The 14,983-nt window shown below is 69.5% G+C and carries 13 protein-coding genes and 1 tRNA gene; 10 read left to right on the forward strand and 4 right to left on the reverse strand.

Annotation, left to right across the window (positions count from 1 at the left end; all coding sequences use genetic code 11):
- Positions 1-16: 16 nt before the first annotated feature.
- Positions 17-1,759, reverse strand: coding sequence for an HsdM family class I SAM-dependent methyltransferase (locus EIZ44_RS02285; RefSeq protein WP_134727595.1), 1,743 nt, complete (start codon positions 1,757-1,759; stop codon positions 17-19).
- Positions 1,760-1,836: 77 nt separating this feature from the next.
- On the opposite strand from EIZ44_RS02285, the gene EIZ44_RS02290 reads away from it, so the two are divergent.
- Both EIZ44_RS02290 and EIZ44_RS02295 read left to right on the forward strand, forming a co-directional pair.
- Positions 1,837-2,586, forward strand: coding sequence for a PP2C family protein-serine/threonine phosphatase (locus tag EIZ44_RS02290; RefSeq protein WP_037808538.1), 750 nt, complete (start codon positions 1,837-1,839; stop codon positions 2,584-2,586).
- 63 nt (positions 2,587-2,649) lie between these two features.
- A tRNA-Ser gene (locus EIZ44_RS02295) sits at positions 2,650-2,734 on the forward strand.
- 50 nt (positions 2,735-2,784) lie between these two features.
- On the opposite strand, the gene EIZ44_RS02300 is transcribed toward EIZ44_RS02295, so the two are convergent.
- Complete coding sequence (locus EIZ44_RS02300) at positions 2,785-4,227, reverse strand: MFS transporter (RefSeq protein ID WP_134727596.1); 1,443 nt, start codon at positions 4,225-4,227, stop codon at positions 2,785-2,787.
- 128 nt (positions 4,228-4,355) lie between these two features.
- On the opposite strand from EIZ44_RS02300, the gene EIZ44_RS02305 reads away from it, so the two are divergent.
- The 6 genes from EIZ44_RS02305 to EIZ44_RS02330 all read left to right on the forward strand — a co-directional run bounded on the left by EIZ44_RS02305 (position 4,356) and on the right by EIZ44_RS02330 (position 9,546).
- A complete protein-coding gene (locus EIZ44_RS02305; RefSeq protein ID WP_205673025.1) occupies positions 4,356-5,114 on the forward strand; it encodes a TetR/AcrR family transcriptional regulator in 759 nt (252 codons plus the stop codon).
- 42 nt (positions 5,115-5,156) lie between these two features.
- The gene (locus EIZ44_RS02310; RefSeq protein ID WP_037808544.1) at positions 5,157-5,534 is read left to right on the forward strand and encodes a YybH family protein; all 378 of its coding nucleotides are present in this window, start codon (positions 5,157-5,159) and stop codon (positions 5,532-5,534) included.
- Between the two features lie 371 nt (positions 5,535-5,905).
- The gene (locus EIZ44_RS02315; protein WP_009084635.1) at positions 5,906-6,166 is read left to right on the forward strand and encodes a hypothetical protein; all 261 of its coding nucleotides are present in this window, start codon (positions 5,906-5,908) and stop codon (positions 6,164-6,166) included.
- A 5-nt stretch (positions 6,167-6,171) separates the two neighbouring features.
- Complete coding sequence (locus EIZ44_RS02320) at positions 6,172-6,420, forward strand: hypothetical protein (RefSeq protein ID WP_043834588.1); 249 nt, start codon at positions 6,172-6,174, stop codon at positions 6,418-6,420.
- A gap of 7 nt (positions 6,421-6,427) precedes the next feature.
- Positions 6,428-9,178 (forward strand): FtsK/SpoIIIE domain-containing protein, encoded by a 2,751-nt coding sequence (locus tag EIZ44_RS02325; protein ID WP_134727598.1) that lies wholly within the window; start codon positions 6,428-6,430, stop codon positions 9,176-9,178.
- Complete coding sequence (locus EIZ44_RS02330) at positions 9,175-9,546, forward strand: hypothetical protein (RefSeq protein ID WP_037808549.1); 372 nt, start codon at positions 9,175-9,177, stop codon at positions 9,544-9,546. Before EIZ44_RS02325 ends, EIZ44_RS02330 begins: the two co-directional genes overlap by 4 nt.
- A gap of 50 nt (positions 9,547-9,596) precedes the next feature.
- Here EIZ44_RS02330 and EIZ44_RS02335 read toward each other — a convergent pair whose 3' ends face one another.
- The gene (locus EIZ44_RS02335) at positions 9,597-12,098 is read right to left on the reverse strand and encodes a DUF8508 domain-containing protein (RefSeq protein ID WP_338081052.1); all 2,502 of its coding nucleotides are present in this window, start codon (positions 12,096-12,098) and stop codon (positions 9,597-9,599) included.
- Positions 12,099-12,223: 125 nt separating this feature from the next.
- Between EIZ44_RS02335 and EIZ44_RS02340 the strand changes: the two genes are divergently transcribed.
- On the forward strand, positions 12,224-13,240 hold the full coding sequence (locus EIZ44_RS02340) for a CapA family protein (RefSeq protein ID WP_134727599.1): 1,017 nt from the start codon (positions 12,224-12,226) through the stop codon (positions 13,238-13,240).
- Between the two features lie 377 nt (positions 13,241-13,617).
- Here EIZ44_RS02340 and EIZ44_RS02345 read toward each other — a convergent pair whose 3' ends face one another.
- Positions 13,618-14,325 (reverse strand): alpha/beta fold hydrolase, encoded by a 708-nt coding sequence (locus tag EIZ44_RS02345; protein ID WP_134662094.1) that lies wholly within the window; start codon positions 14,323-14,325, stop codon positions 13,618-13,620.
- A gap of 94 nt (positions 14,326-14,419) precedes the next feature.
- Here EIZ44_RS02345 and EIZ44_RS02350 point away from each other — a divergent pair, with 94 nt between their 5' ends.
- A complete protein-coding gene (locus EIZ44_RS02350; RefSeq protein WP_134662095.1) occupies positions 14,420-14,983 on the forward strand; it encodes a TetR/AcrR family transcriptional regulator in 564 nt (187 codons plus the stop codon).

Below are 14,983 nucleotides of genomic sequence, written 5' to 3' on the forward strand. Positions count from 1 at the left end.
GGCCCCCTCACAGCGCTCACCCGCCACCGGGCTTCAGCCGTCCTTCGGCGAGTGCGGCAAAGCCTAGCCGCACCAGGTCGCGGCCGATTTCCGCGGTTTGCCGCAGTGCCCGGTCGAAGTCGGCGAGCGCGCGGAAAGCGACGCCGTACGCACGCTGCGTTTCGAGCGGATGCCGCGGCACCTTCAGCCGCCGCGCGTCGATCCGGGTCGACGCGCTGTGCACCGGGAAGTCCGCGGCGCGCAGGCATCCGGCGAGGAACTGCGGGTCGAGCCGCTCCGGATCCACGCGATAACGGGAAAGCGCGGGCCCGAGCCGCACCGGCGCTCCACTGTGGACGATCACGGCGCCGGTGACCGACGCGACCACGTCCCCCTCCTGGGCGAGCACCGCCGCCGGATCCGGCGCGGCGTGCCCGGTCGGCGGGCCGCCGATGAGGACGTCGTCGGTGGTCAGCACGGGTTCGTCGCCGTCAGCGGTACGCGGCGGCGCGTGCGTGATCCGCAGCGCGCCCGCCTTCACCAGCTCGCCGACGGTCGTGTGCGCCGTTTCGCCGGACGCCGGTTCCAGCTTGGGCAGCTCAATCCCGATCTGCCCGAAAACCCGTTGCGCGGCAAGGAAAGCCTCGCCGGAATCGCTCTCACCGGGACGGCCGGACGGACTCAGGTCGACGTCGTCGTCGAGCACGTCGATGATGCGTTCGCCGGTGTCCGGATCGGCCAGGAAGTCCTGCCACACCTGCTCGACGTCGTCCGCGGTGGTGTCGGCGATCAGCACCGTCGCCGGCGCGCGCTGCTCCGGCTCCGGGCGCGTGAGCAGCCAGAGATCGGTGCCCGGCGCGAGCGTGCACACCGCGCGCAACGCGCCCGCCCGAAGCAGGTTGGCCCGGATGCGTTTCCCGCTCCGCCGCCCCGCCGCGGCTCCCGGCATCAGCACCGCGACCGCGCCACCTGGTTTGACGTGCGCGAGGCAGTGCTGCACCCACGCCAGCTCCGACTCGCCCCGCGGCGGCAGCCCGTACTCCCAGCGCGCGTCGCCGACGAGTTCCTCGTGCCCCCAGCCGCGCTCGTTGAACGGCGGATCGCACAGCACGACGTCAGCCAGCCGGTCCGCGAAAGCGTCCGCGCGCAACGCGTCCGAGGCGTGCACCTCCGTGTCCGCGCCGTGCAGCCGCAGCCGGATGCCCGCGATCCGCGCGGTGTCCGGGTCGACGTCCTGCCCTCGCGCCCGGGTCGCCGCGGCGGCCAGCAACAGCGACCCGAACCCGCACGCCGGGTCGAGCACCGTGGCCCCCTTCGCGCCGGTCAGCCGCACCATCAGGTCGGCGTACGCGGTGGGCGTCGTGGAGAGCCGGCGGGCGTGTGCTTCGAAGAAACGGTCGCAGAGCTGCTCGAACGTCTCCGCCGCGCCTTCGCTCGCGGCGAGCTGCGAGATCAACGCCAGCAACCCCGGATCGTCCGGCCCCTCAGCGTCGTCCGCGAGGTACTCGCCGACCGCCGCCAACCGCGCGCCGAGGTCGAGGTCGTCGCCGAGCGCACGCAGCCGTTGCCACGCTTCGTCGATCGGCGCCAGCTCGAACGGACGACCGCGCCCGCGCAGCCACGCCTGTACCTCCGGAAGCGAAAACAACGGGCTGGACGCCGTGCCGCCCACTGGTTTGGGAAAATCGTCATGGCGCCGCCGCCAGTTGCTCACCGCCGCCCGGCGCACGCCCGCCAGGCGCGCGATGTCGGCCGCACTCACCGCCGCGTCGTCTGCCATGGGGAGCACGATAGCCGACGACAGCGGTTTCCATCGTTTTGCTTGTTAACTCAGTCAACCAATGGTTTTATGGGGGCATGGCCACCGAGCAGACCCGGTTCATCCTGCGCTACTCCGCAGGCTCGGACCAAGGGCGACGACGCACCAACAACGAGGACTCCGTCTACGCCAGCGGGCGGATGCTCGTGGTGGCCGACGGGATCGGCGGCCAGCCGCACGGCGAGGTGGCCAGCTCGACCGCGGTCAGCGTGCTGGCCTCGCTGGACGCGGAGCTGCGCACGCTCGACCTCACCGCGCACAACCTGTCGAACCTGCTCTCCGACGGCGTCCGCCGGGTCGCCGGGCAGCTCGCGCAGGTGGCCGAGGAAACCCCCGCGACGCACGGCATGGGCACCACGCTGACCACGCTGCTGTTCGACGGCACCCACTTCGCCGCGGCGCACGTCGGCGACTCCCGCGGCTACCTCCTGCGCGACGGCGAACTGCAGCGCATCACGCGCGACCACACCCTGGCACAGGCCCTGGTCGAAGACGGCACCATCAGCGCCGCCGACGCCGACCACCACCCGCGCGGCTCGATGCTGATGAAGGCACTCCTGAGCACCGGCTCGGCCGAACCGGACGTCTGGGAGTTCACCCCGCAAGCAGGCGACCGCTACCTGCTCTGCTCCGACGGCCTCACCGCGGGCGCCAGCGAACCGGCCATCCAGGACGTCCTCTCCGACGGCACCCCCGAGGAAATCGTCCCCCGCCTCATCGCACTGGCCAACGAGGGCGGCGGCCCGGACAACATCACCATCGTGGTCGCCGACGTCGTGCCGGCCTGAGTCCGTCGCCGCAGGTCGGACCACCTGCGGAAGGCCGGAGGGCCATCCGGTATTCTTCCCCACGGAGGATTGGCCGAGCGGCCTAAGGCGCACGCTTGGAAAGCGTGTTGGGTTCACGCCCTCGCAGGTTCGAATCCTGTATCCTCCGCTGCAACACCACGAAGGTCCCGTCCGCAGTGCGGCCGGGACCTTCGTCGTTCAGCGGATGCGAGCGATCACCAAAGCCGCGCCGGCGGTCAGCGCCGCGCACACCGCCGCCGCCACTCGGGTTTCCGTGCTGAAGGCCGCGAAAGCCGCCTCGCGCAGTGCGTCGCCCGGTGGGAGCTTTGCCGCGGACTCCAAGGTTTTCCCGGAATCGGACGGCATCGCCGCGCGGTAGACGGCCGCGCCGATGCTGCCCAGCAGGGCGATGCCCATCGCGCCGCCGAACTCCGCGGACGTCTCCGCCATCGCCGACGCCATTCCGGCTCGCTCCGGGGGCGCGGCGGACAGGATCACGTCCGTCACCACCGCCGCGACTCCGGCGATGCCCAGCGACACCACCGTGAGCGCCGCGATGAAGTACCCGATTCCGGGCGGCGGCAGCGTCAGCAGGACGAACCCCGCCGCGGCCACCAGCAGGCCGATCGTCATCACGCGCGGTTTGCCGATCCGGCCGGCCAAGGTGGCGGCCGCCCCGATCCCGACTGGCATCACGGCGAAGGTCGGCAGCGACCACAGCGCCGACTCCAGCGGGCTCATGCCCCGCACGACCTGGAGGTACTGCCAGGTGAACAGGTTGAACCCGACGAGCGCGAACGTCGCCAGCAGGTCGATCAGCAACGGCACCGCGAACGCACGCGACCGCACCAGCGCGAGGTCGATCAGCGGACGCGCGGCGGTGCGCTGGCGGCGTACGAAAGCCACGCCTACGGCGAGACCGGCGACGCAGCTCGCGATCGACAGCCAGTCGAAGCCGTGCGCGGCGATTTGCTTGACGCCGTAGACGATTCCGAGCACGGAGACGATCGACAGCACCGCGCCGAGCAGGTCGAACCGGCCTGTCGCGGGGGCGCGGTGTTCCGGCAGCAACAGCGGGCCGAGCGTCAGCAGGAGAACCATCACCGGCACGTTGATCAGGAACACCGAACCCCAGTGGAAGTGCTGGAGCAGCAGGCCGCCGATGATCGGCCCCAGCACGGCGCCGCCCGCGAACCCTGCCGTCCACAGTCCGACGGCGGTGGCGCGCTGCCGGGCGTCGTGGAACATGCCGCGGATCAACGCGAGCGTGGACGGCGCGAGCGTCGCGCCGGCTATGCCGAGCAGCATCCGGGCGACGATGAGCGTGGTCGGCGTAGCGGCGAAGGCGGCGAGGACCGACGCGCCGCCGAACGCCGCCGCTCCGGCGAGCAGCAACCGGCGACGGCCGATCCGGTCGCCGAGCGTGCCCATCGTGATGAGCAGGCCGGCCAGCAGGAAGCCGTACGAGTCCATGATCCAGAGCAGCTGCGAACCGCTCGGCTCCAGATCGGCGGTCAGCGACGGCATGGCCACGAACATCACTGACATGTCCATCGACGCCAGCACGCACGGCAACAGCAGGACGGCCAGTCCGGCCCATTCCCGCGGACCGGCTTTCGCGGGGGAGGTTTCTTCGAGCATGCGTACAAAGTACGCATGCTCGCTGCCGCGCTTCAAAGTCTTTTATCCAGCACCTTTACCGCGCACCTGACCGACGGGCTAGACTTTCCGCACGCTCGGTCGACGTGTGACGAAAAGAGGTGTCTCGAGTGAAGTGCGGGTCCTGCGGAAAGCCGCTCGCCGCTCCGGACCGGGGCCGCCCGCGGCAGTACTGCTCAAGGGCCTGCCAGGCGAAGGCGTACCGGGCGCGCAAGGCGGAGTCCGAGGAAGACCGCGGCCACCTGACCGTCGACCGGATCGTCCGAGCGGGGATCGCGGTCGCGGACGCCGAGGGGCTCGAAGCGTTGTCGATGCGCCGGGTGGCCGCCGAACTCGGTGCCGGAACCATGGCGCTTTACCGACATGTCGCGTCCAAAGACGACCTGGTGGCGTTGATGGTCGAGGCGGCGCTCACCGAGGTCCCGCTGCCGGAAACCCCGCCGCGCGACTGGCGCGACGGGCTCGAGCGCGCCGCCTTCCTCGACTGGGACCTCTACCACCGGCACCCGTGGATCCTGGCGAAAGTGCTGGTGACGACCCGGACCCACGACAGCCCCGCGCTTTCCGCGGGCAGCGAGCACGCGTTCGCCTCCTTCGACGGTCTCGATCTCGACCCCGCCGACGCGTTCCGGTACATGTTCCTGTTCGCCTCGTATGTGCAAGGCGTAGCCCTCACCTACGTCAGCGACGTGGAGGCCGAACGCCGCGGCGCACCGGCGCATAACCCGAGCTTCGCCGACTACCCGCGGCTCGGCAGCGCGATGCGGTCGATGGCCGAGCCGTGGGACCTGGACGAACTGTTCGCGTCCGGGCTTTCCGGTGTCCTGGACGGGATCGCGGCCGATCTGGCGCGCCAGGGAATCCGCTGACGGCGCGCCGTCCCACCCCTCGGACGCTGGCAGACTTCGTTCATGGACCACAGCGCCGCGCAAGAGTTCGCCGACCACTGGGCAAAGGCTTGGAACGCCCACGATCTCGACGCCCTGATGACCCACTTCGCCGAGGACGTGACCTTCCGGTCCCCGGTCGCGGTCCAGGTGATCGGCGGCGACGGCGTGCTCCGCGGCAAAGCGGCGTTGCGCGCGTACTGGGCCGAAGGGCTCCGCCGGATTCCCGATCTCCGCTTCGAGGTCGTCGGCGTCTACGTCGGACTCGGCGCGCTCGTCATCAACTACCGCAACCAGAAGGGCGGACTGGTCAACGAGGTCCTGGTCTTCGACGGTCCGCTCGTCGTCGAGGGCTACGGCACTTACCTCGGCGACGACCCGAATCCGGCAGGCGCTCGCTGAACCGGGCGGCGGGCCGTCGCTGTCCGCAACCGCGGCAGGGGCTGGGATCGGCCGAACGGTCCTACCCGCTAGGCTTCGCCGCAGACTTCATCGCAGCCGTCCGGAGAGGTTTCCCGGTGTCACGAATACCGTTTTGACCTGGGCGTTGGCCGGCGCACCCATCCCGATAACCCGCAGGTCAGAAGGCTGAAACGCGGGTTTCGGGCCCCGCGTGCGCACCCGATGAGCCGACGCCCGACAGGCCCCGGACTGCCGACCGCGTCCGGGGCTTTGTCGATTCTCCCGTTCCCACTTACTTACCGAAGACACCTGATCACGCTAAGTTTGTATGTGGTCGTTTCAGCCCACGACGCACCGAGGAGCCCGCCCCCATGGCCGGAGTGGAAGAGATCCGCGCTGGTATCGCGCTCGCGAACGAGAAGGCGTCCGCGAGCATCGCCGCGCTGCAGCAGGCAGCGCAGGCACTCGAAGAAGCACAGCTGTCGCTGTCCCAAGCCACCCAGGGCAGCAGCCAGCACGAGGTGAACCAGGCGCACGGCCTGCTCGCCGAAGCGCTGCAGGGGATCACCGGCATGCAGAGCACCATCCAGGCCGGCATCTCGTCGGCCGATTCCTACTCGGCGCGGCTTTAACGCCGATGTCGGGGCTCGCCGAAATCCACCAGTTGCTCACCGCCGCGCGAGCGGGGGTCGGCGACGGACGGGCGCATGCCGAGCGGGCGCAAGCTCTGCTCGGCGACGCCCGGCGCGCACTCGTCGACGCGCAAGCCAAGGCAGATCCGTGGCTGCCGCAGCAATTGGCGCAGGCCGACGAGGCACTCGAGCACCTCCTCACCCGTTTAGCCGCCGCCGACGAATTAGTGGGCGGCTACCAGTCACGCCTGTAGGGATGAGATGGCCAGCAAGTCAGCCGAGCAACGCAACCGTGTGCAAACCGCCCTCGACCGGGTCCGGCACCAGATCGGGCTCGTGCTCGGGGCCGCGGCGGGCGCGCGCGAAATGGCCGAGGCCGAGGTGGCGCGGCTGACGCTGGAACAGGAGATCGTCCGGGTCGGCATGGACCACGCCGACCCGGCGCAGCAGACGGAGTGGGCCCGGCATCCGGCGGCGCACGACGTGTTCGCCGCGCTCGGCGGCACCCGCGCCGCCTTCTACACCGACTGGAGCGCCGGTCCCGGCGAACTGCGCGACCTCGTCGCCGCGCACGCGCCGGGCCCGGCCGGGCGGCCGCCGAGCGAATGGCTCGGCCGTGTCGGCACGAATCCCGGCGTCACCGCGCCCGGGCTGTGGCGGGTCGGTTCGGCCACCGCGGCCGGACGCGACATCTCGCGCACGTTCGATGTCGCCGTGCCGCTGCTGGACGAATCCCACCTGGCCATCACGTCCGCGCCGAAAACGCGGCCGGTGGTGGACGGGATCGTGCAGGGCCTGCTGATGCGCGTGCTGTCGGCGTTCGAGCCCGGCGCGGTGAAAATCCACCTGTGGGACGTCGGGCAGCTCACCGCGATCCTGCCGGACCTGTACCCGCTCAGCCGCACCAGCGCGCTGTCGCTGTACGACCCGACACGACTGGAGGACCTGCTCGACGAACTCGCCGGGCACATCCGCCGGATCCACGCCACCGGCATGCAGGCGGGCCACACCTCGTTGCGGGAACTGCGAAAAGCCACCAACCAGCGGTTGGAGCCGTACCGGATCGCGGTGCTGTACGGCAACGGCGAAACCCTCGACGCGGAACGCGCGCGCGACCTCAAACGCGTGGCCAGCGGCGCGCTCGCGGCGGGGATCTGCCTGATCCTGGTCGACGTGCCCACCGCGGTGAGCGCGTCGATCGAAACGCTGAGCCTGCTGGACGAACGCCGCGCGGTCAGCAGCATGACCGGCAGCGACCTGGTCGTTGACCTGGATCCGCCGATGCCGTCCGGGCAGGTCATCCGCGCGGCGAACCGCATCGCCGAAGCACTGATCTCGAAGCAGGGCGGCCCACGGTCGTTCGCCGATCTGATGCCCGCCGAGATCGGCCAGGAAAGCTCCGCGCGGGAACTGCGCGCGCCGATCGGGTTCCACGAGGGCGAAGCCGTCGAAGTCGTGATCGGCGACGCGAGCCCGCACGCGCTCATCGGCGGCCCGAGCGGTTCCGGGAAAACGAACTTCCTTTACGCGTTGCTGGGCAGTCTCGCCGCGCGCTACACGCCGGACGAACTGGCGTTGTACCTGCTGGACTTCAAGGAAGGTGTCTCGTTCGCCGGTCTCGCTCCCGGTCGTAAGGACTCCAGCTGGCTGCCGCACGCGAAACTAGTCGGCGTCAACGTCAACACCGACCGCGAATTCGGGTTGGCGCTGCTGCGTTTCCTCGCCGACGAACTGCGCCGCCGTTCCGCCGCGGCCAAGGAACACGAGGTCACGAACCTGGCCGACCTGCGAGAACAGGATCCGGGCGGACACTGGCCACGGATCGTCGCGGTGATCGACGAGTTCCAGTACCTCTTCGCCGGACGCGACCAGGTCACCGCGCAGGCCACGCAATTGCTCGAAGACATCGCTCGGCGCGGACGTTCGCAAGGCATCCACCTGGTGCTGGCGAGCCAGGACGTCGCCGGGATCGAAGCGTTTTGGGGCAAACCCGCGGTCTTCGAACAGTGCACGCTGCGCATCGCGATGCCGAAGGCGCGCCGGGTCCTCGCGGAAACGAACAACGCGGCCGTATCCGCACCCAAGTGGCACGCGGTGATCAACCACGATTCCGGTGTCGCACACGGGAACCAGCTCGCCCACGTCCCGGATGCGAGCAGTCGCAACGTTTTCGTGAACCTGCAGCAGAAACTGTGGGAACTCTACGCTGGCCGCTTCACCCGGCCACGCCTGTTCGACGGTGCGCATTCGCCGGTGCTGGAACAGTTCCCGGCTTATATGGAACTCAAGCCGAGCCCCCAGCCGCGAGCGATCCTCGGCCAGTCGATCGACGTCACCGAAGCCGCGTGCGGTGTCGAACTCCCCCGGGTACCCGGCCGGAACATCGCCGTACTCGGCGGCGCGACCGCGGAGGCGTTGTCCATTATGGACTCCGCCGCTCGATCGCTTTCCCGGCAAATGGAACTCGGGCAGGTCGAGTTTCTGTTGCATTGCCCCATCGTGGCGAGTTCCCCGGCAGTGTTGGATTTGAAGAGCCGCCTGGAAGCCGAGGGGCACATCGCGACGCTCACCGAAGACCTTTCCACCGAGCTGGAATCGATCGTCGAATCACTTTCCACGACGACGCCGCGCATCCTGCTGCTGTACGGCGTGGACGCCGCGTTGCCTTCGTTGGAGGCAAAGGCCGTCGGACAGTTGAAGAGCGGCCTCGACCATCTGCGCACGCTGCTGAAAAACGGCCCCGCGCATGGCGTGCACACCATCGGCTGGTGGCGCAGTACCGCGCGACTCAAGGACACCCTCGGCTTCGGCGGCACGGACGACATCGGCACCTGGGCCGCACTGGACGTTCAAGGGAATGATTTGTCACCGTTCGCCGCGGGCCAGGTCGTGCATTGGTCGCCGCGACCGGGCCGGGCATTGTTCTTCGACCGCACCACGCACGGGGCACCGGAAGTCATCATCCCGTTCCAACGCCCAGAAACCGAGCCGACCGCGGGAGGCACGCCGTGACCGAGGGAACCACCAGCCCGGCAATGCGGTACAAGGAAATCGTCGGCCTAGCCCGTGGTTCGGCAGACAGCCTGCGCGCGTGGGAACTGGCCCGAGCGGACGAAATCGAACGCCAACTGGCAGACGCGCACGCGGCGGTGGCTGCCGCGCAGGATCGGGAGGAGAAAACCCGAGAGCGCGCCAACCGGTGGTGGAAGATGGCGCTGCACAACGTTTCGAGGCTGAGTTTTGTGGAGGCGCTGGACGACCCGCAGCCGGTGACTACTGCTCGGCCGCAGTATTTGGACCGGTATTTGGAAGAGGTCAAGCCGAGTTATCAGGAACTGGTACAGGCGGTGCTGGGGCTTGGCTGGCGGGCGAAGCGTTAAGCCGCAAGGGGAACCCTGACGGAACCAGGACTCCCCTCACAGCCAACTACCTACGCCGTCCGGTGCAACCACCGGTCAAGCTGGTCCAGCACATCATTCGCGAAATCCGCGAACGGATTCCCCGCCGAAGGCCGGAACCGCACCACCTGCGGGTCATGGTCGCTAGCCTGGTCAGCGAACTCAGCATTCACATGCACCACGTCATAATCCACCCCACGCGGCGCGGCCGACGCCAGAATATGGTCCAGCACCTGCGACTGACCCTCGTACACATAGCTGTACCGCTCAGCCGGCGGCAGCGTCGAGATCAGGTCCTTCAACAACCCGCCCGACGTCAGCTTCGCCAGCGCGGGCGAGAACTGGTAGTCGTTCAGGTCACCGGCCACCACGACGTTCGCCCGCGGGTCCGCGTTCAGCAGTTGCGAGACGAACCCCTGCAGCACCGTCGCCTGCTTCTGCCGCTGCACCTCGGAGCTGCGCGTCGGCGGCTGGTAGCGGCCGTGTGTCGGCTGGTCGCCGCCCTTGGAGTTGAAGTGGTTGGCCAGCACGAAAACCGTGCGTCCGCGGAACACGAACTCGCCCGCCAGCGGCTTGCGGCTGTCCTCCCACGCGTCGTTGCCCGGGTCGACCCGGCCCGGCGACTGCGTCAGGTGCGCCTTGCCGTGGTCGGAAACCACGCCGACCGAAGACGTCGGGCTGCCGCCCGGACGATCCACAAAGGACACTCGCGACGGGTTGAACAGGAAGCCGACGCGGATGTTGCCGCCCGGTTGTCCGCCGTCCTCGTCGTTCACCGGGTCGATCTGCCGCCACTGGTACTGCGGGCCGCCGGCGGCGACGATCGCGTCGGTGAACTTCTTCAGCGTCGCGTCGGCGTCGACGGTTCCGTCGTCCGTCGCACCGCTGTTGTCCTGGATTTCTTCCAGGGTAACGATGTCCGGCGTCGCGAGGTTGTCGACGATGCCGTGCGCGAGCTGCGCGTACTTGGTGTCCGAATCGGACGGTGCGAGGTTCTCGACGTTGTACGTCGCCACCGCGAGCTCGCCCGGACGCTGCTTGCGCGTGGTTTCCTTCTGCAGCTTGTTGTCCTTGGCCGCACCCAGCTTCGACGCGAACAGCGTGTACCCGCCGAAGTTGCTGTATTCCACCGGACCGGAGGTGACGCCGGTGAGCACGTCGCCGGTGTTGACCTTCGGCGTCGCCTGCTGCGCGGCAGGAATGATCGACTGTACCTTCAGCACACCGGTGTTGATCTTGTCGTAGCCGAGGTAAACCGTGCCGCCGCGCGGAGTCGGGTTCTGCTGCGGCTTCGTGGTCACGTAAAGCTCGCCGTACTTGTTGCTCGGGCCGACCACGCGCGCGTCGGAGACCTGGACGATCTCGCTTTCGTGCGATTCCCAGAAGTCCAGCGCGTACTTCGACGGTTCGAGCGGCAACGGCTCGATGTTGCCGCCCGCGTTGGGAGCCAGCACATCCGGCACCTGGTCCGGCGTCAGCACGGTCGGGGCGGGCAGCGGGTTGCCCGAGGAGCCGACCATCCACTGTGCACTCGTCAGCTCGGTGAGCGACTGGTAGTTCGAGGTCGCGGGCGCGTCCGGGTAGTACTCCTTGACCTTGCCCTGCGCGGTGACCGCGTCGCCGACCGCCACCGCCGGGGTCGTCGATCCGGTGAACACGAATAGGCCCTCGCTGGTGCGCGGGTCGCTGTCGGGATGCGGGTCGGTGATCCAGAACCCGCGCGCCGAGCCGAAGCTCCGCACCGCGGTGACGACGCCGGTGACGTCCTCGACCTGCTTGTCCTTGAACGGCGAAATCCGCGTCGTGCCCTGGATGTCGTGGATCTTCGCCGGAACACCCGGTTCGCCCGGCTGCGTACCGGTGGTCTCGCCCTTGGTGTTGGTAGGCGTCGGGTCGCCGACGGCGAAGTCCGCACTGTTGTCGTCGGTGTCGGCGAGCGTCGCGGCACGCGCGACCGAGGTCGTGTTCGACGCCGCGGCGGCCGGGTTTCCTTCGCGGACAACGGCATCGCCGAAGCCGACGAGGTCCTTGACGTGGCTGTCCGCCAAGCAATCCGCAGCGGACTTGCAGGTCAGCGGCGCGCTGTCGGACACGAGCGCGACCGTCCCCGCGGTCGCGGACATCGCGATGCCCCCGGTCGCGTCGGGCGTCGGCAGCGCGATCGTGCCGCCGTTCCCCTTCCCCTCCGCGACGAGGTAGCGGCCCTTCGGCGCGACGGACCCGGCGAGCGGCGTGACCTGCCACTTGCTCGACGCGCTCGCCGAAGCGGGCAGGTACTGGACGCTGTACCCGTCGAGCGCGACGGGCGCGCCGCCGTGGTTGGCCAGCTCGATGAAGTCGTTGGTCAGCGTGGCGCCGGAATTGCCGCCACCGCCGTAGACCTCGGCGATCAGGGCGTCCGCGCTTGGCGCCGCCGAAGCGGGCGCGGCCAGTCCGCCCAGCGCGAGAGCAGCTGCGGAGACGGCAACCGCGCCTCTGGTCAGTCTTGCCCCACCGGCGCTGCGGCCCCCGGCGGGACGACGGGATATGGTCACCCTGAGTCCCCTCTGCATGTCAACGGTCGAGGCATCGTCCCCCGAACAAGCGAAGCAGAGGAAGACGAAAGGGCAACGATTCGTAACGAGCTGGAGGGATTTCCTCCTTTGGACGGGTTGACGCAATGATCACGCTCGTACTCGGCGGAGACGTCAACCTGCAGGGCCGCGCGAAGCCGGAAACGGCGTTCGACCCGTTGACCTCGCTGCTCACCGGCGCCGACGTGCGGTTCGTGAATCTCGAAGGACCGCTGTCCGGCTCGACCGGCATGGACATCCCGCACAAACCGAACTGGCGGCACTCGCCGCCGGAGATGGTCGCCGCGCTGACCGCCGCCGAGATCGACGTCGTGTCCGTCGCCAACAACGTCACCTACCCGCCGGCCGCGGCGATGGCGAGCCTCGCCGTGCTGGACCGCGCCGGGATCGCGCATTGCGGCGCGGGCGCGAACCTCGCCGAGGCGCACGCGTCGGCGATCCTCGAACGACCCGGCGGCCGGATCGCGTTCCTCGCCTACACGTCGCTGTGCTGGCCCGTCGGGCAGGAAGCGACGGAGGACTCGCCGGGCGTCGCCGCGGCGGGCGCTTACACGTCGTACCAACCGGATCCGCGCGTCCTGGACGTCCCCGGCCGCCCGCCGATCGTGCACACCACGCCGGTCCGCCGCGACCTGGAGCTGCTGCTCGCCGACATCCGCCGCGCCCGCGCCGAGGCCGACCACGTCGTGGTGTCGATGCACTGGGGCCTCCCCGGCGACGAACTGGCCGAATATCAGGTGACCTACGCGCACGCGATCATCGACGCCGGCGCCGACCTGGTCGTCGGGCACGGACCGCACACCGTGCAGCCGGTCGAGGTGTATCGCGGCCGCCCGATCCTCTACAGCCTCGGCAACCTCGTCTTCGACTGGCCCGCGGTGCGCGACCGGCACCGGGACGGCCTGCTCGCCGGCTGCGTCGTCGGCGAGCAGATGCGGGTCGAATTAGTGCCGATCCGCCGCGACGAAGACAACGAATGCGTACCGTTGACCGGAGACGACGCCGACGAAGCACTGCAGCGGTTCGTGGAGCTGTCGGCTCGCCGCGGCACGAAGGTGACAGTCAGTGATGGCTTCGCGACAGTCGAAGGACTTCGCGGCTAGACCGCTGGTCCCGCCGTCACCCGGACGGCGCATCTGCCTTAAATGCAGCTCAAGCCCGGGGTCGACTGGTACCGGGCGGGAGTACCTTACCGATGAGCGCGGAAACTGTGGCCCAGACCACTTTCGGGCCGCCCCGCCGCTCACGGGTAGCACCTCGCGGGGGAGGCGACACGGTCACGTGGGGGTTGACCGTCGTCGAGTGCGCAGGTGTCACCACCCGGGAAAACAGCCGCGGGCGCGGGACTTTCCGCTTCGCCCGCGACCGCGGCTCCACGGATTTGCCCCGGGGAAGCCTCGCGAGTGGCGAGGCGCCGCCTTGACCGCGCAGGGGAGCGCGGGAGGGGGAGGAAGGCGGCCCGCCTCGCCACTCGCGAGCATTAACCGCTGACGAGGGCCGTCGCGACGCCGTCGACCGCCCGCGCGCAACTCTCGCCGTGGGTGAGCGGCAGGTAGTGGCCCGCCCCCGGCACGATCTGCAGCGCCCCGTCCTGGCACGCAGCCAAAAACCGCCGCTCGCCGAGGCGGAAGTGGTCGTGGCGGCCGTTCAGCAGCAGTACCCGCCCCGGGTACCGGGCGAGGTCGGCGAGCGGGTCCATCCCGGCGGCCGCCTCCATCACGTCCGGGATGACTTCGGAAGCGATTCCCGCGGCGATGACCGGCTCGGCGACTTCCGCGGGGAGAACCCGGCGGAGCAGCCATGCGCTGAAGGAAGCGCCGTCGTCTACGGCAGTCGCCAGCCCACGGCGTGCGAACCGGAATCCGCCGCGCAGCACCGAACTCGGCTGGAGCGAACATCCGGCTCCCACCAGCGAAACGACCCGCTCCGGATGCCGGGCCGCGGTCGCGATCGAGACGTAGCCGCCGAGCGAATGGCCCACCAGAACCGCGCGGCCGCCGACCTCGTCGATGGCCTCGGCGACCGCGTCGACCGCACCGTCGAGAGTGAACCTCTCCCCGCGCCGCGTGCCGTGCCCAGGCAGGTCCGGCGCGGCGACTCGACCGCGGGCCAGGCGTTTCTGCTGCTGCCAGCACGCCCCGGACAACCGGATGCCGTGCACGAAAACCACCGGGAGCACGTCGCTCATGTCTCCGCCTTCCACCCAGGAATGCAACGGACCGTTGCATGGCACCGGTCTACCAAATGCAACGCACCGTTGCAAACCTGGCTAGGATTGAGCCATGGATCGGACCGCCACCCGCCCGCGCAAGGCGGACGCCATCTTCTCCGCGACCCTCGCGCTGCTGGCCGAACGCGGTTACGACGCACTGACGATCGAAGCGGTCGCCGCGCGGGCCGGGGTGCACAAAACGACGATCTACCGCACGTGGGCGACCAAGGACGAGGTCCTCGCGGACGCACTCGTGCAGGCCCCGGAACTCGCCTTCGCGATTCCCGACACCGGTTCCCTGCGCGGCGATCTCCTCGAACTGGCGAAGCAGATCCACCGCCTGCTGTCCGATCCGGCGAACCGGCGCGTCATCACGGCCGTCGTCTCCGCGCTGCCGGACCGGCCCGCCACCGCCGAGGCCGCCGGACGGTTCTTCGCCGACCGCCTCGGCCGCGAGCAGGCCGTCTTCGACCGGGCGCACGACCGAGGCGAACTCGCCGACGCCGCGGATTCGGAGATGATCATGGATCTGCTGGGCGGAAACCTCTGGTTCCACACCCTGATCCGCGCGAAATCCGCCGACGCCGCCTATCTCGAGCGACTTGTCGACACCGTGCTCACCGGGGTGTCGTGA

It is taken from the genome of Amycolatopsis nivea (assembly GCF_004522235.1).
GTDB classification, from domain to species: Bacteria; Actinomycetota; Actinomycetes; order Mycobacteriales; family Pseudonocardiaceae; genus Amycolatopsis; species Amycolatopsis nivea.

Bases quoted from the DNA above. Each gene is read 5' to 3' on its own strand.
- EIZ44_RS02345 (WP_134662094.1), bottom strand. From the start codon at position 14,325: ATGAGCGACGTGCTCCCGGTGGTTTTCGTGCACGGCATCCGGTTGTCC.
- EIZ44_RS02310 (WP_037808544.1), top strand. From the start codon at position 5,157: ATGGACCACAGCGCCGCGCAAGAGTTCGCCGACCACTGGGCAAAGGCT.
- EIZ44_RS02325 (WP_134727598.1), top strand. From the start codon at position 6,428: ATGGCCAGCAAGTCAGCCGAGCAACGCAACCGTGTGCAAACCGCCCTC.
- EIZ44_RS02315 (WP_009084635.1), top strand. From the start codon at position 5,906: ATGGCCGGAGTGGAAGAGATCCGCGCTGGTATCGCGCTCGCGAACGAG.
- EIZ44_RS02285 (WP_134727595.1), bottom strand. From the start codon at position 1,759: ATGGCAGACGACGCGGCGGTGAGTGCGGCCGACATCGCGCGCCTGGCG.
- EIZ44_RS02350 (WP_134662095.1), top strand. From the start codon at position 14,420: ATGGATCGGACCGCCACCCGCCCGCGCAAGGCGGACGCCATCTTCTCC.
- EIZ44_RS02290 (WP_037808538.1), top strand. From the start codon at position 1,837: ATGGCCACCGAGCAGACCCGGTTCATCCTGCGCTACTCCGCAGGCTCG.
- EIZ44_RS02300 (WP_134727596.1), bottom strand. From the start codon at position 4,227: ATGCTCGAAGAAACCTCCCCCGCGAAAGCCGGTCCGCGGGAATGGGCC.
- EIZ44_RS02340 (WP_134727599.1), top strand. From the start codon at position 12,224: ATGATCACGCTCGTACTCGGCGGAGACGTCAACCTGCAGGGCCGCGCG.
- EIZ44_RS02320 (WP_043834588.1), top strand. From the start codon at position 6,172: ATGTCGGGGCTCGCCGAAATCCACCAGTTGCTCACCGCCGCGCGAGCG.